General features: G+C 43.2%; 13 protein-coding genes and 1 pseudogene. 2 read left to right on the top strand and 12 right to left on the bottom strand.

Going from position 1 to position 16,067, the window contains the following annotated elements; translation table 11 throughout:
* Positions 1 to 61 precede the first annotated feature (61 nt).
* From G519_RS0122605 to G519_RS0122595, 3 genes are all read right to left on the bottom strand, one after another.
* Positions 62 to 2,356: an AraC family transcriptional regulator gene (locus G519_RS0122605; protein ID WP_029196642.1), complete on the bottom strand. Its 2,295-nt coding sequence runs from the start codon at positions 2,354 to 2,356 to the stop codon at positions 62 to 64.
* Between the two features lie 129 nt (positions 2,357 to 2,485).
* Positions 2,486 to 3,427, bottom strand: a complete 942-nt coding sequence (locus G519_RS0122600) for a DUF1861 family protein (RefSeq protein WP_036633618.1) — start codon at positions 3,425 to 3,427, stop codon at positions 2,486 to 2,488.
* A 126-nt stretch (positions 3,428 to 3,553) separates the two neighbouring features.
* On the bottom strand, positions 3,554 to 4,819 hold the full coding sequence (locus tag G519_RS0122595) for a hypothetical protein (protein WP_029196640.1): 1,266 nt from the start codon (positions 4,817 to 4,819) through the stop codon (positions 3,554 to 3,556).
* A gap of 118 nt (positions 4,820 to 4,937) precedes the next feature.
* On the opposite strand from G519_RS0122595, the gene G519_RS47745 reads away from it, so the two are divergent.
* On the top strand, positions 4,938 to 5,849 hold the full coding sequence (locus G519_RS47745) for a helix-turn-helix domain-containing protein (RefSeq protein WP_161632948.1): 912 nt from the start codon (positions 4,938 to 4,940) through the stop codon (positions 5,847 to 5,849).
* Here the strand turns inward: G519_RS47745 and G519_RS0122585 are convergent.
* The 3 genes from G519_RS0122585 to G519_RS0122575 all read right to left on the bottom strand — a co-directional run bounded on the left by G519_RS0122585 (position 5,839) and on the right by G519_RS0122575 (position 9,073).
* Positions 5,839 to 6,729 (bottom strand): carbohydrate ABC transporter permease, encoded by an 891-nt coding sequence (locus tag G519_RS0122585; RefSeq protein WP_084160275.1) that lies wholly within the window; start codon positions 6,727 to 6,729, stop codon positions 5,839 to 5,841. The two genes, G519_RS47745 and G519_RS0122585, sit on opposite strands and share 11 nt — an antisense overlap.
* A gap of 12 nt (positions 6,730 to 6,741) precedes the next feature.
* The gene (locus tag G519_RS0122580; RefSeq protein WP_029196637.1) at positions 6,742 to 7,620 is read right to left on the bottom strand and encodes a carbohydrate ABC transporter permease; all 879 of its coding nucleotides are present in this window, start codon (positions 7,618 to 7,620) and stop codon (positions 6,742 to 6,744) included.
* A 100-nt stretch (positions 7,621 to 7,720) separates the two neighbouring features.
* Positions 7,721 to 9,073, bottom strand: a complete 1,353-nt coding sequence (locus G519_RS0122575) for an ABC transporter substrate-binding protein (RefSeq protein ID WP_244280180.1) — start codon at positions 9,071 to 9,073, stop codon at positions 7,721 to 7,723.
* Positions 9,074 to 9,495: 422 nt separating this feature from the next.
* On the opposite strand from G519_RS0122575, the gene G519_RS0122570 reads away from it, so the two are divergent.
* Positions 9,496 to 10,590 carry a hypothetical protein gene (locus G519_RS0122570; protein ID WP_307720103.1) on the top strand — a complete coding sequence of 365 codons (1,095 nt, stop codon included), beginning with the start codon at positions 9,496 to 9,498 and terminating at the stop codon, positions 10,588 to 10,590.
* Positions 10,591 to 10,899: 309 nt separating this feature from the next.
* Here the strand turns inward: G519_RS0122570 and G519_RS53300 are convergent.
* From G519_RS53300 to G519_RS0122545, 6 genes and pseudogenes are all read right to left on the bottom strand, one after another.
* A pseudogene (locus G519_RS53300) lies at positions 10,900 to 12,807 on the bottom strand (glycoside hydrolase domain-containing protein); the annotation flags it as partial.
* A gap of 679 nt (positions 12,808 to 13,486) precedes the next feature.
* Positions 13,487 to 13,984, bottom strand: a complete 498-nt coding sequence (locus G519_RS0122560) for a hypothetical protein (protein ID WP_029196634.1) — start codon at positions 13,982 to 13,984, stop codon at positions 13,487 to 13,489.
* A 90-nt stretch (positions 13,985 to 14,074) separates the two neighbouring features.
* The gene (locus G519_RS50400) at positions 14,075 to 14,239 is read right to left on the bottom strand and encodes a hypothetical protein (protein ID WP_154669601.1); all 165 of its coding nucleotides are present in this window, start codon (positions 14,237 to 14,239) and stop codon (positions 14,075 to 14,077) included.
* A 165-nt stretch (positions 14,240 to 14,404) separates the two neighbouring features.
* Positions 14,405 to 14,950: a tyrosine-type recombinase/integrase gene (locus G519_RS44065; RefSeq protein ID WP_307720102.1), complete on the bottom strand. Its 546-nt coding sequence runs from the start codon at positions 14,948 to 14,950 to the stop codon at positions 14,405 to 14,407.
* Positions 14,951 to 15,073: 123 nt separating this feature from the next.
* Positions 15,074 to 15,247, bottom strand: a complete 174-nt coding sequence (locus tag G519_RS52275; RefSeq protein WP_244280178.1) for a hypothetical protein — start codon at positions 15,245 to 15,247, stop codon at positions 15,074 to 15,076.
* 460 nt (positions 15,248 to 15,707) lie between these two features.
* Positions 15,708 to 16,061 carry a DsrE family protein gene (locus G519_RS0122545; RefSeq protein WP_029196633.1) on the bottom strand — a complete coding sequence of 118 codons (354 nt, stop codon included), beginning with the start codon at positions 16,059 to 16,061 and terminating at the stop codon, positions 15,708 to 15,710.
* Positions 16,062 to 16,067: the final 6 nt, after the last annotated feature.

Raw genomic sequence — 16,067 nt, 5'->3', positions numbered from 1 at the left:
ATAAGAAATGCTATCAAAAAAGACGATTGAGTGCTCAATGAGGCCCCAATCGTCCGTATTTTTACGTATTTTGTTGATGTTGTTCCCGATAGCGTGAAGGCGTAACTCCGTATTTTTTCTTAAATAGCGTTGAAAAATAAGAAACATTGTAAATCCCGACTTGCTCGCCAATCTGAGCTACGGTTTCGTTTGTGCCTGCCAACAGTGTTTTTGCCTGCTCCATGCGAATATGTGTGACATGATCATTAAAAGATGCGCCCACCATACTTTTGAACATTTTACCGATGTAACCCGAAGTTAGTCCTACCTGATCAGCTACGATCTCCAGCGAGAGATTAGGATCGTGGTAGTGCTGCTGTAAATATAGCTTAACCTCTTCAATCACCTTGGAGTTCTTCAAAGCGGCCAAACTCGTTTTATTTTCTTCGATCATATCTACAATTCTTAAACAAAAAAGCTTCATCATGGTTTGAATTTCGTCCAACGTTTCCGCCTGTGGAAGTTCATTCAAAGCCAAATATAGCTCCTTGGGATCCGCATCCCACCACTCCACCATACTTTCAAATTCTCGCGTGATAGCCAGATGTAAAAAGCTTACATACTGTAGCGTTAGTGACGGAGAACCGCAGCGGGATAATAGGGAGGTCCATTCCGCGATCTCTTTCTGGATGGTTTTGGGCTGACAAAGCTTGATTGCATCGATAATCTTGCGCTCCATTGCTGCTGGATAACGAATATGTTCGCTAGGAACGATCGATTTCGTCGCATCGAGCAAGCTGCCATATCCCCAAAACAGCTTCAATGCCATATACCTTTGTGTAGATCGATAAGAGCGCTCTATGTCTCCAATAGCTGAAACCGTATCACCCATACTTACCGATAAAGATGTCTTGTAATAGTCTTTAACAGTCCCTTGAATTTCATTAAGGATGTAATATAACTGCATATCCGGTGAAGACTGCTCCAATTGAATAATCATCGTGATTTCATTTTCTTCAAGAATAACCTGATCCGTTCGATAGAGCTTGCTGAGCATTTCTTGTGCAATATTGCTTATGGCGAAACGAATGAGTTCCCTGTCTAGAGCGCTGAACGTGTTCTTAAAACTATGGTATTGATCAATTTGAATTTGAATAACGGCAAAGTAAGGGCCTTGCATACGAGCAAGCAACTGCTGCTCAATATCCCCTTTATAACCAGATGACTGCAAATGTCCTTTCAGCATGCTGTACATATAGCCGTTTTTCAGTAAATCAGAAGAGCGTGACAACGTCATTTCCATCGATTTGGTCACCTGCATGGAGTTAGAGAATGCCTCCGATAACAGCTTGTACTCATCCAGCCGAAGAAGTGATTTGCCTTCAGAAGCTCCACTCTCCGTTACCTTGTCTACGAGTGCTTTGATTGGGTTATACAGAGTACCAGTTACAATTAATGATATGCAAGCCCCTGTAAGGAACAGAAATAGAGCAATAAGAAGCGTCCAATTACGAAGCTCATAAATGTTCGAAAGCAATTGATCGTAAGGGCGAACGCTTACAAACACCCAATCCAATTTTTCTGACTTCACATAAGTAATGAGGAATTTATGATGGTCAAGAGATTGAACAAAACTGCCCTGACTTCCCTCATCTGATAAAATACGTTGAACATAATGGCTTTCCGAGAAGTTTTTCATAAATTGTTCAGAATCCGAATGAGAGATGACGGTGCCTTTCGAATCCATAACAAAGGTACTTGTATTGCTTGACGAACTGCTAATACTGCTCATCGTATTTTGAATATACGTTTCTTTTAAATCGAGTACGATAGCTGACTTCGTCGGCCCTGAAAAGACAGGTTCAGGAATAATTTTGAACGTTAGCAATTGAAGCGGATTGCCATTTCCATCTAAGACTTTACGAGGATAAAAGCCAAGATAACCGGTTTGATTTCTTTCCCCCATTTGCGGGTCTGGAGGCAGAGAAGCGACATCCACATAGGCGTTATTGGTGAAATTATAAATGCTGATGTTGGCTAAGAACGGATAAACGCTTTGCATCTTCGACAATAGAAGATTAGCATTATAATTCGCGACTTTATCATCATCATTGGCATACATGAAGGTGATAATCTGGTTATCACTCATCAGTTGGTTCGTAATGTTCTGTACTTGTTCAAAAACGACATTCGCCGTATAGCTTACTTGCGAAAGCATTTCTCGAGAAGAGAGATCGATTTCTTTGACTGCTCTATTTGAAAACATGGAATATAAAATGGTGCATAATAAACCGATCGTCACCATAATTAAGAACAAGTAGGACAATATTAGTCTTCTATATACGCGATAGTGTTGTATACGCTTTAAAAATCCCATGATGTAGTCCCCCTTGACTCCATCATAACCCATCCACCTTCATGAAAGCATCCTTGAAAAAGATGACTCTATTTTAAAAATCAGCAAAAACCCCACCTGATCGATAATCAGGAGGAGCGATGTTCTTACCTATTTTTCGTATTCCTCGAATGGATCATCAATAAGCAGTTTATGTGCTTCTGCATCGCTTACACCTGCATACAGCATCGCCCTTCCATCCTCTAATCGATGAAGACCTCCGCTAAAAATAACATCAATGAGATCGTTTCTCTTGGCAGGTCCTTGTGGAAATTGATCACGTGTTGCGATAATCTTAATTGGACTTCTTTGTGAAGTCTTCGGATCGAAAGCAAACGTCATCGCATGATAATGGCGAATCTCGCCTTCTTCCATGTAAGAGATGTGACCAAGAACACCCGCGAGACCGTTGTTCAACAAGTGTACTTCATTTACGCCGCCCCATTCATCCTTCAGAAACTGATCCGTGAATACAGGAGCTGCATCGATCACAGCTTCATTCAAATCTTCGAGCTTTTCAATTTCTGTATAACCAATGACAGCACGGGCTCCGTCAACGCCAAATGGTCGTGTAAATACACCTATTCGACCGTTTGCATACTCGATTAGGCGGATATCTTTCATATGATCAGGACCGCAGGCAAAGTAAGTTAAATCTTGTATATCCGTTCCCTTATAGAACAAGGTACGCCATGTTACGACCTGCTTAGGATTCTCCGTATCAAAGACGACCTCGACACCACCGAAAACTAACTCCCCGGAGATAAACGTGATAAACGGATCCTGCAAATCAAAGGAAACGCTCCCCTCCCTCGGTATCCATGTACCGCTGTGATTTACGAAGAACATAACCTCTGAACGCTCTGAATCACGAGACTCCACACGACCAGCAAGAACCATCTCGCCGCCGTCTATAAAAGGAGCCGCAATATTATATACATCCTTATCGCCAACGCCTGCGAAAACAAGCTTTTCCGCACCGTAAGCTTTCTTGTTGAATGCCTCTAGCAGCTGCTTGGAGGACTTTACTTCGTTACACAAAGAAAGTGTCAATGTACCTTCTCCCCATTCCTATTTGTGATGTTTTTGATCATAAAGTAGGCATAGAGAAAAGTAAATTTCGATTTTTAGGAATTACTATTGAGAATTTACAATCGTTGGTTTTTATATAGGTAATAGCTATTTCTCTTCGGCAGCAGCTATCTCTTCTGCCTTTCGAACTTCACTGAAAAAATGATCTAACTCATGCTTCGCAACTTCACGTATAAATCCTAGTTCTTCACCAAATAGCTCAGGAGTCCATGTACGGCCGAAGGAAGCATGGACCACCTCATCTGCCCAATCGTAATCCTGGAACTGAGTCATTAATGGATGCTTCACTTGATCTCTGCAGAATTCAAATTCCCCTACTTTCCCCGGTCGCTTCATCGCCCCTTCTTCGATTCCAATACTTAGCCACGCGTATTGGGCACTCGGGATTTTTTCTATATTGATATCATAATCAGACGTATATTGCGGGCGTGAACGCCAATTCAACCCTTCAGCCTCCAGAGCTGCTTGACCAAACAACGCATGGCGAACCTCATCCCACAAGTGCCTTGCTAAGTCCCGATAGAATGCCCACGGCATTCCTTTTTGTGACCATAACACAGCCGCAATCAGTTCCGCCGCCGTCATCTCTTCCTGACGTACTCTCATCATACCGACAAGTCTGTCATCATTCGGCTTCTCGAATTTCATTCCCATACTTGTACGGTAAAGGGTTGTTTCACCCATACGTGCTTCTCGTTGCGATTTTTTGGGCAATTGATAGACCTGGAATGATCTTACACGTTCTGGTATTTCTGTAGACCTTTTCATTTCGTTGCTCATTCCACCTGCTGCAAGGATGCATCGCTTTAACAATGTACATAGTTCTTCAGAACCAGCCTCTTCCCATTCCCCCTCGTTCTTCAGGTGAGCAATTGCTGCTTCCCCCCAATTTACTTGTTCCTCCAGATCGAGAAGGATTGAGCGTAATATACGAATAGTCGGTTGATCTACAATTTGTTGTGTACGTTGTATATGGCTCTTATAAGCTTCAATAAGCGCTGGTTTAATCACTGTATACACGCCAGCTATCCATTCGGAATCTGTACGAGCATGAAGAATTTCGTCCATAAGCAGCGTTAAAGCTGGATCTGGTTCCTGCCCAACGTTAGCAAGAGGCGTACGCAGATGGCTCACACGTGTACGAAGCTGATCCGCTGCTTCTGCATCCTCATAGATGTGTCGTCCCATCGCAGTTTTGATGTCCCAGTTATGTCGTGCAGGCAGCTGAGCTGCACCTATAAACATAAGACGCTCATGAATGAACCTATATCTCTGCAGTATCTTAGCGTTTGCATCCACACCAAAAGCACCAATTGAATGTGGATTAGCAATTCCTGTAAATGTAATTTCCAACTTGATTCCCTCCTATAACGAGCGCTGAATAATTTCATTTTCTCTTAATGTGAATTCGTTTACAATAGATAAAGAAAGGATTTCAATGGATTTATTTGATCAGAAAGGGTGCCTCCAATTGAATGAAAAATTGCCTACTTTACACTACTGCGGTGACTTTATTGTTCGACGTAACTGGAAGCTGGGACCACGTATTTTAGACGATAATGAGTTGGTGTTTTTCCCTCAGGGAAATGGAACTATCTACCGAAATGGAGATCAAGTTTATACATTGAATCAGCCCTGTTGGGTCCTTACGAAGGCAGGGGAAACTCACAGCTATCATTTCGGAGAGACCGCAGCAACTCGTCATCTTTTTCTGCATTTCAATGGTGGTGAATGGTTCGCGCCTACGCTATTTAGTACGAAATGTTGTGATGTAATACCGGTTAGGGAAGGTGGACTACCATCGGCTATAATCAGCCAGATCCTCCACATCGCTCATGAAGAGAAAGATATTAATCGATGCAATATCTTATTGTCAGCTCTGCTTAGCGAACTTGAATACTTGGGCAATAAAAGCAAAAACACTTCAGTCCTCTCTATGGAATATTTAAAAAATAAAAAAGAGGCCGTAACCGACCCCGCCTATCCGCTCGTGGTGAGCAAAGCATTAACCTATATTCGTAATAGGCTCCTTGAGCCTATCACCGTAGCCGATATTGCAGCTCATTGTCAGTTATCTCATGAACACCTGACTAGAGTCTTCGTACGTGTCATCGGAATTCCTTTGCGTCAAATGATCATTCAATTGCGGCTAGAACGCGCTTCTCATATGCTTCGTCATAGTACACTTAGCATTAAAGAAATCGCCTCGCAGTGTGGATATGCTGAGAATCATTACTTTTCACGATCTTTTACCGCCTATTACGGTATGACAGCGACAGAATACCGCAAAGAATACACAGACCCACGTGTCCAACACATCGTTCCTGACGAACGATTAGAAGAAAATTATCCGATTAATGTTTATTTTCACATTAACCCTTAATGCCTGTCATAGATATGCCCTCGATAATATTACGTTGAAGAACAAGATAAACGAGCAGTACAGGCATGACGGCAATAGCAGAACCGGACATCATTAACGTCCAGTCAGTCACATAGAGTCCCTTAAACGTACTAAGCATCAAAGGTACGGTAAAGTTGTCGGTTGAGCTCAGGAAAATAACAGGTTTAAAAAAACTGTTCCAATTTCCCAAGAACGAAACTATCGCCAACGAGGCTAGTGCCGGACGAATGAGAGGGACCATGATACGCCAGTAAATCTTCCACATGTTCGCACCATCTACGTAGGCTGCTTCTGATAAGTCACGTGGGATACCCATAAAAAATTGCCTCAATAAAAATACACCAAAAGCACTGAACAATGCATCCGGAACAATGAGCGATAAATGCGTATCGAGCCAGCCGAGATTTTTCAAAATGATGTATAGCGGAACGATCGTAACCTGTTCGGGAACCATCAACATGGAAAGAAACAGGATAAAGAGAACATTACGAAAGGGAAAATCAATTTTAGCAAATGAAAAAGCAGCCATAGAGCATGTTAACAATTGACTCAGTACCACGATCACAGAAATATAAGCACTGTTTATGTATGCCTTATCAAATGGCATAGCTGTTAGAGATCGGCTAATATTCTCCCATCTCCATGGATTTGGAAATAAGGTCGGCGGTACTTGAAAGATTTGGGCTAAGTCTTTTAAACCGCTGAATGCCATCCATAGAAACGGGCCAAACATGACTACAGAGGCTAAAATTAACAGCACATGCAGAATGATGGTGGATACTTTACTACCTATCTGGCTGCTCTTTTGTTTACTGGATACTGTTCCTGCTGGAACTAATTTCTGATTTACCGTTTTCATGCGAAATCCTCCTTAATCCGCGTAATGGACCCATTTGCGTGAAATATAGGTCTGTGCAATGGTAAAAGTCAGAATAATAACAAAAAGCATAGTAGCCGCTGCCGCACTGCGTCCGAATTGAAAGTTTTTGAAGGCTAGCTCGTACAAATGATACACAATCGTATAACTAGCTTTTGCTGGACCACCGCTCGTCATAACGAAAGCCGTATCAAAGATTTTAAACGAGTCAATAATGCCAATAATGGTAACAAATAAGGTAGTTGGTGACAAAAGGGGCACAGTAATTTTCCAGAATTGCTGTGACCTTGATGCACCGTCGATCATGGAAGCCTCATAGTAATCTCTGGATATTCCTTGTAAACCAGCCAGAAAAATGATCATGTTAAACCCCAATTTTTGCCAAATGCTTACAATCGCCAAAGATGGCAGGACAAGGTTCAAGTTGGTCAACCATTGTGGCCCTTTAATGCCGAACAAGCTATGCAGCAGAAAATTGATGATACCGAAGTCACCATTAAGCAGCCACATCCATACAATCGCGACAGCGACAGAGCTTGTAACTACTGGCATGAAGAAAAACAAGCGATACATAACACGATATCTCACTTTATTCAAAGCAACAGCGACCAATATCGCAAGAAAAATACCCATTGGGACCGTTAAAAAGGAATAATAAAGGGTATTCACTAGTGCCTTCTGGAAATCAGGATTATGAAAGGCGTAACTGAAATTATTAAATCCAATAAAAGTCGCAGGCTGAAATCCATCCCAATCTAATGTACTCAAAACAAAGGTTGTGATCAGAGGGATAAGTGAAAAGGAAAGCAGTCCGATTAATTGTGGAGCAATAAAGAAATACCCCCAGAATGTATTAGAACGTTTACGGTTCATGCAAGTCCTCCCCTATAAATGGTTTCAAAAAGAATAAAAAGGAGGGACGGAATACAAACATCCTTCCCTCCTTCATGTCACACATTACCGTACATGCATTCTATTTTTTCGCTTTTACTTCGTCGATCTTCTTATTAACACCTTCGCTTATTTTCTTTAATGTCGTCTGAGCATCCTGTTTGCCTAATAACAAGAGGTCGTAGTTATCTTTCACAACATCAGAAGCTCCAGGAACAGCTGATTCGGAAGGCCATAGGGCATAACCAATCTCACGAGCATCGAGGAAATATTGCGCATGTGCCGGCTGTGCATTCTTATCCAATACGAGATCATCTACACCGCTAATCGAAGGAACTGCATTCCCCCCCTTAAGACGGAAGTTTTGACCATCCTTGGAAACAAAGTAGGATAGAAACTCATAAGTCTCTTTAGCATGAGCTGTCTTTTTATTCATAACCATGTAAGCTGTTGGAATGCCAGCTGGTTCCATTTTTTTGCCAGTGTTAGTTGGCAGTGGGACAATGTCGTATTTTAAAGAAGTGTTTGCATTAAACTGCGGAACCCACCAACGGCCAGCAATCCCAAATCCGACTTGGTTCGACATGAACATGGCATCTGGGCCTTGTCCTTTAGGAAGTGAACCTGAGAATACAAAGTTTTTGTTCTTTGTGTTTTCCGCAAGATATTGGAAGGCTTCAACCGTTTTCGGATCCTGATCTCCAATGAATTTGCCATCCTGAGGCTTATCGTAAGCTTTACCTCCGTTTAACGTTACCCATGAATAGACCGGGGATGACCAATCTTCAAGTACAAGGCCATATTTATTTTTGGACTTTAGCTGCTCCGTTAATTCTTGTAGCTTCTTCCAATTCCACTGCCCTGATTCGTACAATTTCTGTGGATCGTCGGTGATACCTGCTTCAGTCAATACTGTCTTGTTGTAGTACATGACTAACGGATTACAGTCGACTGTGACTCCATATATTTTATCGCCTTTCTTCGAACCGCCCCATAATCCTTCAGCAAAATCCTCGGCTTTGATTGGGCCATTGCCTACTTTCATCAATGGTGTCAATTCTTCGATTGAACCGTTACTAATAAGTTTAACGACAGTTTGATCTCCAGCGTAAAATGCGTCTGGCGCAGTGCCACCCTGCAGTTGAGTAATGATTTTCTCTTCGTAGCCATCGTTCGGTACGGGTACCAGCTCCCATTTCACATTCGGATGATCTTTATTATACTGATCTGTCAGTTCATAAAAGCGCTTTAACTCTCCTGGATTACCCCAAGTACTCCACTTTAATTTGATAACCTCTCCATTTCCAGCCTTAGACGTTGATCCCTTCGTTGCATCCGCTGCATTGCCGCCTGCCGGTGCAGAAGAGCTGCAAGCAGTAACAATCATCGTTAGCATCAGGACGGAGCTGGTTGTTAACCCCCACGTTTTTTTCATTACCATTCTTCCAATCGACTCCTCTCACATATTTAGATATAAAACCACTGGAATAAATTGGACTGCTATGAGTTAAACATATTTTAGAATATGATGATAGCGTTTTCAATGAACTTTCCCGAATAGTAGATGGATTTTTTTGATCAAGTATCTATTATTTTTTAGATCCAATTATCGTCGTATTTTGCTGATTAATGTGGAATTTTCACTCACTATCATTCGACAAAATCAACGAAAAAAAGTCAAAAAAGTTAACCTTAAGACTATGAAATTGATCCATACTCAATTTACAATGGAACTTTGAACCTAAACATCATACAATGGTGCTCTATCACATATTCATAGGAGCAGCCCAATCCTCATTTTAAAGTTTGACTTGTATGAAGACGTTCAAAAAAATATTAGTCGTTGGGGGCATTCACTTGGCTAAACATAACGAAATAAAGTTAAGTCATAAGCTTCAACAAGCTTCCGTGAAAGTCGGGTCTGCGCGAACTGCAGCGGCTAAATGGGTCATGCACCACGCCAGCCTAGAAGCTTATTTCCATGGGGCGTATTTCAGCGGCTCGACGGTAGGGCTGCCTGATGACGCTGAGTTGTCGGCAGCCTCCGATATCGATGTCGTGATCGTTACCACACATGCAGAGCCCCCACTCAAACTTGGGAAGTTCATCTACGATGGCATCCTTGTGGAGGCCACGTATTTGTCTTGGAACGAACTCGCCTCGGTCGATGGGGTTCTGGCGTCCTATCACCTTGCAGGCAGTTTCCGCGTGCATTCGATCATTGCTGACCCCACCGGACAGCTCCGCAGACTGCAAACACAGGTATCTCGCCACTTTGCTGAGCGGGTGTGGGTACGTCGCCGATGTGAGAACGCTCGGCAGAAGATCGAGAACGCGCTTCAGGCCATAGATACTTCTGCACCGTTGCACGACCTGGTGACGTCGTGGTTATTCCCGACCGGCGTAACAACGCACGTCCTCCTTGTAGCCGCACTTCGCAACCCTACGGTGCGGCTCCGCTACCTCGCCGCACGCGACGTGCTTACGGAATACGGCCACGCTGACCTCTACCCAGATCTGCTGAAGCTGCTAGGCTGTGCTTATCTGACCCCCAAGCGCATCGAACATCATCTCGCCAAGCTCGCACTAGTATACGACGCCGCTGCAACCGCGGCCAAAACACCTTTCTTCTTTAGTACCGACATCACCGCCACAACACGACCAATTGCAATCGACGGAAGCCGTGAACTCATCCGGGCCGGCAACCACCGTGAAGCGGTCTTCTGGATCGTCGCAACCTTTGCCCGCTGCCACAAGATTTTGGCTGCAGACGCTCCACCGGACCTGCACCGTTCATTCACTCCAGACTTTGAGGCTATCATCGCCGACCTCGGCATCACTTCCACCGACTCCTTCATCCGCCGTGCAGAGGACGTCATGCAGTTCCTACCGAAGCTCTGGGAGACCACCGAGGCAATCCTATTCGCCAACTCAGGCATCGAGTCTGAGTAGCGCATTTCAAATGTCGTTTTTTTGCACTAATTTTGATGTTATTGTATTTATTCTTGGCGCCTTCTTGATTATGTTTTGTCATTTCGTTTGGATATTGTAAGATGATTTGTCGCAAAACCATCGTTTCTGCACAAAAAAACACGATACCAAATTGGCTCGTGTTTAAGTTTTCAACAATAATGTTCCTAAGATGTCTTTATTTCAGGCTTTTGAATGGTACAGTGTTTGTGTCGCCGAACGCTTGCTCGAATTTTCATCAAAGGTAATGTATTGTGGAGAGCGATCGTAATCGATCGGCGGAAAGTTGGGCTAATTGTTCATACGTTGATCTAGTTCACTTAGTTTTACGCGAACCGTCATAATATAAGGCGCTCTCGTATCTTGTGGATCAAAATAACCATACGATGTCAGCACATAAGTGCCATCAGCCAACACGACATTTCCGGCGTACCCGGTATCTCCACTTCTGACTGAAGGCGTATAATCCTCCATTAACCTCACGCGATACTGGCCTTCCCTGAAATGAACGAGGTCATCGTAGGTGCCGACCCACGCTACCCAATCTCCTGCTACCCAATCATCCAAATTAGTAGCACTTCTTCTAATGATTTCGCGGAAAGTGATCAAGAGTCTACCTGACACCGGATCATACTCTGCCTTGTGTCTCTCGCCCATCAATGCACCTTGCATTTCCTTCGTCTCGGTCCAAGTATTTCCTTCATCATTGGAGAATGTGATCATCGCATTGGTCTTTTTAAACTGTGCCCATGCCAGCAACGCGAGCTGCTTTCCGTCAGGCGACCTGATCACTTCAATTTCGCAAAGCCCCGCATACTTCTCAATCACGTCATGCTCGGCCAGCAGCCTCACAGGAGTACTCCACTGTTCATTCCCATTCGCATCGAACGTAAGATATGTTTTCCAGTTGTTATACGAAAAGTCGTGGAATATGCCCATCCAGCGATAGGCCCAACTATCGTCTGGGTTTTTAAGCCTTGTTAGGCTTGCCAGTGCAACAATTCCCGCTTTACCTTGATCTTGAAAATAAGGCTTAAGCTCACTCCATGTTGCTCCATTGTCTTCAGAGTAAGCGGTTTGAAAGCCCACATTTCCATCAGTAACTAAACCGCAAATCAATTCGAGTCTTATTTTTCCGTCCGGTTTTTCAATTTTATAAACCGTAGGTGTTTCCTGACTCGTTGCCCAACTTGCAGTTGTGCTAAGACGTTCACTCCAAGTAAGGCCACCATCGCTGCTCTTTTTCAAGATAAGCTGTCCAATACCTTGACCTTTCGGATACACGGTGTATATGGTTCCGTCATTTAAAAGCACAGAATCCGGTTGTCCCAGATATTGGCCGGGTTCTCTGTCCGTAAGTACCTGCTTTTCTTTCTCGGTTGACAGATCAATAAAAGGTATTGTAAATCCTAAACAAATATATGGAACTCCGCTCGAGGACTCGGCAATTTTACGGTTGATTTGCTCCCTTTTCCCAAGAAGCCAGTCGGCATCGTTCGGATAATCGCTGAACGTGATCGGCTTCTCCAAGCATTCTTCCAGAAGTAGGAGTACAGCATCCCGGCCGATTTGGCTTTCCAGCAGTTCAAGTGCACGTAAATCCTGAATGGCTTCGTAAAATACTTCCAGGCGAAGCGATTCAACGGGTCCCTGCTCCCCAGGATAAACGAGGAAGGCATCTCCGGATGGGAACCCTTGACCGGCATCGGTTACGCGGAACGGATCGATCGCTTTTTTGGAATACTGTGAATACCAGAAATTGTATCCCCAATGCAGGAAACCGGCGATTTGGAATTTATACAATTGTAAACCGAGCACCCGGTTCCGGACCGACGGGAATACGAAAAAGCGGTTGGCAACATCACGATACTGCACGCAACAGTAGTACGTCCACAAGTTCGGCACGTTGTTCTCGAGGAACGGCTCCATGTGATTGTTGGCCGGTATTGGATATTCCACAAGACCTTTATCATAAAAGTCGTAATCTGACAAAGCGTCGATCATCGGGAAGCCTTCCAGAAAACCTTTTATTGTCTCGCTAGCGCTTCGGTACGACTCCAAATGATCCAAATTGGGTTCGTCGGATACGTGGAGATAGCTGCGTTCATTCAACCCGTTTGCCCGAATAAAGTCGACGAGCGCCGGTAAAAATTGGCCGAGAAACGATTTGTACGCCTCGCCGTGAGCATCCGTTTCCCATTAGGGCTGTTCCTCCACCTCAATTACAGAGGTTTCATCAGTCGTGCCCCTGCCCTCACAAGGATAAATTCATTTCGGCGAGCGCCTTATTGCAACCGTTTCGGGTAAACAGCCCTTCATGCAACGTCCCTTGTTTTCCAAGTCCCTTACAGCCTAGCTATCTTTTCTGAACTTAGATGCTTCCTCTAAGCCTGTGAGATTGATGCCGCCATAGTTCGGCATAGCGTATTTCATAGGCGAAAGTCTTACTTTACGCCGCTCACCCCATCATTTGATGGTACATACGTTTCCGTATGCTCTAACTTTAGACCTGTACATTCGGAAGTTCGTCAGCTCGCTTCTATGCGAGTATTCTCACCATATCCAGTTTTTCAGCCGCGCGACATATCCGTCGGCATACCTTTTTTTTCAAAATGGCTCTAGCTTTCGTTCTGTCGAATCTACCTGAACTCCACACCCCATGTTCTGTTAAACATGACGCGTGCAGGAGTGTTGGCGGGATGGTTTCGGGATACATGGTTCCGTCATTCCCATCCTCCGTTGTAAAGTTAAAATTACCGCTGTAATCTCCTGCTTTTCACACTGTTTGGTGCTTATAGCAGAACTTGTCGTACTTCGCCGTTAGTTCAACGATGTATAACAAAATCCCCTCAGAAATATACTTGCCATAATTTTATTCTCAATTTCTAAACCAAGGTATTACTTTCCAGTTACTTTCAATCTCATTTATTTGATCAAATTCAAGCATGAAATGCACATTCACATTATTATTAGATTCATTCGGATCAAACATTTGTATTATTTTAGTCTTATATATTCCATTAACCATTTCAAAAACACAATCCTCTAACTCCTCTTCAGGTAAAACAACATCTTCAAACTGTGCCCCCATAGTTAAACTCTCGTAATTTATAAGACACAACCTACCATCGGTTACTTCAATTTTACCTTCAATTTCCCTGAAACCTGTTAAGTTAGAAACCTTATTACTCACACCAACTGTCCAAGTCCCTTCTCTCCCTGTTCCCCATAACAATAAATTATTTTTCTGAAATTGATTTATAAAGTGATTGACTAGCTGATCAAATTCCCAATCTTCATGGACGAATGATCTGTATCTTTGGGGATTAAATAAGCCTAAAAATCCTGAATCGTCTGAAATTCGAAATAATTTCATATAAATTCCTCCATATATTTTTGTTTTTGTCATGAATCCCGTGGATAATCATGTTGGGTTTTCAACTAGCTATATCTACTCTTTGTTTTTTCAACTATCAATTTCATTTTCCTTTCCTGTGATCGGATAGGCACGTACTATCTCCACAATTACTTTCAAACACTCGTTACTGGATAGATCAGCATCATAAACATACCCTTCTATGTATTTACGCAACTTCTTTATGAGAAACTCTTCCGTCTCCTTGTTTTCCATGCACGCAGCCCCTAGCTACTATTATATGCCTTGTTTAGTTTCCCCAAAAAGCATAATGACCGCCTAATTAAAGCCAAATAGGCGGTTTAGTTCACCTGATTACCACCCTGTAGTAAAGGTGCCATTATTCTGATTCAAAGCATCATTACTGAGGGCGGTGAAAGCCTAAAAGAATCGACGATAAAGTTCTCTTCTGCGCTCGCCGCGGAGCTGTGCATATATTTGAGTGGTCGATGCCTTCTCATGTCCCAGCATGCCTTGAATGAAATCCAAAGGTGCTCCGTTGTCCAGCAACTGGCACGCATAAGTATGACGAAAACGATGAGGGTACACGTTGGTTGGGATCTCTCCTCGGTCTGCAAGCCGTTTTATTGACCACCTGATCGTGGGAATGGCCATCCTGCGAGTAGGATAAGTGTCGGTTACAAACAAGGCTTTACAGGAGTCCTTGCGACTTGCCAGATACTTCTTCAACCAGACCTTGCACTCGGTTGTGAAATAAACTTCTCTTTGCTTCGATCCCTTACCATTAACGATTGCAGAGCAATTCTCCCAGTTCAAATCTTCAATGTTTATCTTTTGTACTTCTCCAACTCGGCAACCGGTAGTGTACAGGAACTCTAGAAGAGCTCGTTCCCGCATGGATAGACAAGAGATCTTCAAATGGATCACATCTTCCTCGATTAAAAACTTCGGAATACGTTTTTCCATCTTAGGCTCTCTTAATTTTAGAGATGGATTTGATGTTAGGTAGGTTTCTTCGTAAGCAAAGCGAAACAAAGATCTAACAAAGCGGATACGATGCCCTAAACTACTTGGCTTCAATCGATCAGATTATTTCGCTAAATATTCCTTTAACAGCTGTAGGGTAACTTCTGAAATATAGATATCGCCAAGTTCATTAACCAGCATTTTTAGCTGCAGGGCGTAGGCTTTTAGAGTTTGTATAATAAATCCCTGGATGCGCTTATCGGCCTCATACAGTATCCACAATTGACTTATATTCATAATAAAACCTCCCATTAGTCTATTAAATCTAGGATTTCTTCTAATGGGAGGTTTTAATATTTATATTGAACTAGCGTTCTTCGTTAGCTTAAGGAGACATACCAAGTGGCTGGAACAAGAATGGCTCCCCATTTATGTAGGCTCTCAATAACGCTTGAGCATAGGGTTGCTCTTCGATCAATGGAGACTGATCGAACCCCTGACCTCATCGCTACCAGCGATGCGCTCTCCCAGCTGAGCTAAAGACCCATATTTTATCAATTATGGTATCTTGTTTAATTTTTTTGCAGTCTATAGGTTGTAAAACAGGCAACAGTGTGCTCCCACCGTTGTAGCTGCACTGACCCAAAAATCATAAAAACTTACAATCAAATTGAACGCTTATAAACGAACAAATAACAAAAGATCGCAAGCACTGAAAACAATTAGTCTTCAAGCTTTACGATCTTTTTACAGTTTTTTACAGCGTAATGATTTGATAATCTTCAGCAATCAGCTTTGCGATGCTTGGATGTCCATCTCGTTCGGCAATCGACGCCAAACCCGAGGCCTTCACATCTTCACTCACACCGAACGCACTGGAGCAATATTCGCACACTCCTGCGATGACCCCCATGTTTTTAGCGGCTTTGTACACCGGGTGGTAATCACTTGAAGGATCCTCGAATTTTTTCACCCATACCGTACCGGCACCGTCGAAAATAACCTTCACTTGATGACCCGCTTCATGCAGCTCCTGTGCATATAAAAGCGAATGCAACGCACGTCCGAGTTCATTTTCCGTGGAATGCACCAAAATTGCGATTTTCTTCATCTATTG

The sequence above is a fragment of the Paenibacillus alginolyticus DSM 5050 = NBRC 15375 genome (genome assembly GCF_000422905.1).
Lineage (GTDB): Bacteria > Bacillota > Bacilli > Paenibacillales > NBRC-103111 > Paenibacillus_E > Paenibacillus_E alginolyticus.
This window is presented reverse-complemented; position numbering and strand designations above follow the sequence as displayed.

Coding starts and splice junctions, on each gene's coding strand:
- G519_RS0122605 (WP_029196642.1), bottom strand. CDS start 2,356: ATGGGATTTTTAAAGCGTATACAACACTATCGCGTATATAGAAGACTA.
- G519_RS0122585 (WP_084160275.1), bottom strand. CDS start 6,729: ATGAAAACGGTAAATCAGAAATTAGTTCCAGCAGGAACAGTATCCAGT.
- G519_RS0122580 (WP_029196637.1), bottom strand. CDS start 7,620: ATGAACCGTAAACGTTCTAATACATTCTGGGGGTATTTCTTTATTGCT.
- G519_RS0122575 (WP_244280180.1), bottom strand. CDS start 9,073: ATGAAAAAAACGTGGGGGTTAACAACCAGCTCCGTCCTGATGCTAACG.
- G519_RS0122560 (WP_029196634.1), bottom strand. CDS start 13,984: ATGAAATTATTTCGAATTTCAGACGATTCAGGATTTTTAGGCTTATTT.
- G519_RS50400 (WP_154669601.1), bottom strand. CDS start 14,239: ATGGAAAACAAGGAGACGGAAGAGTTTCTCATAAAGAAGTTGCGTAAA.
- G519_RS44065 (WP_307720102.1), bottom strand. CDS start 14,950: ATGGAAAAACGTATTCCGAAGTTTTTAATCGAGGAAGATGTGATCCAT.
- G519_RS52275 (WP_244280178.1), bottom strand. CDS start 15,247: ATGAATATAAGTCAATTGTGGATACTGTATGAGGCCGATAAGCGCATC.
- G519_RS0122545 (WP_029196633.1), bottom strand. CDS start 16,061: ATGAAGAAAATCGCAATTTTGGTGCATTCCACGGAAAATGAACTCGGA.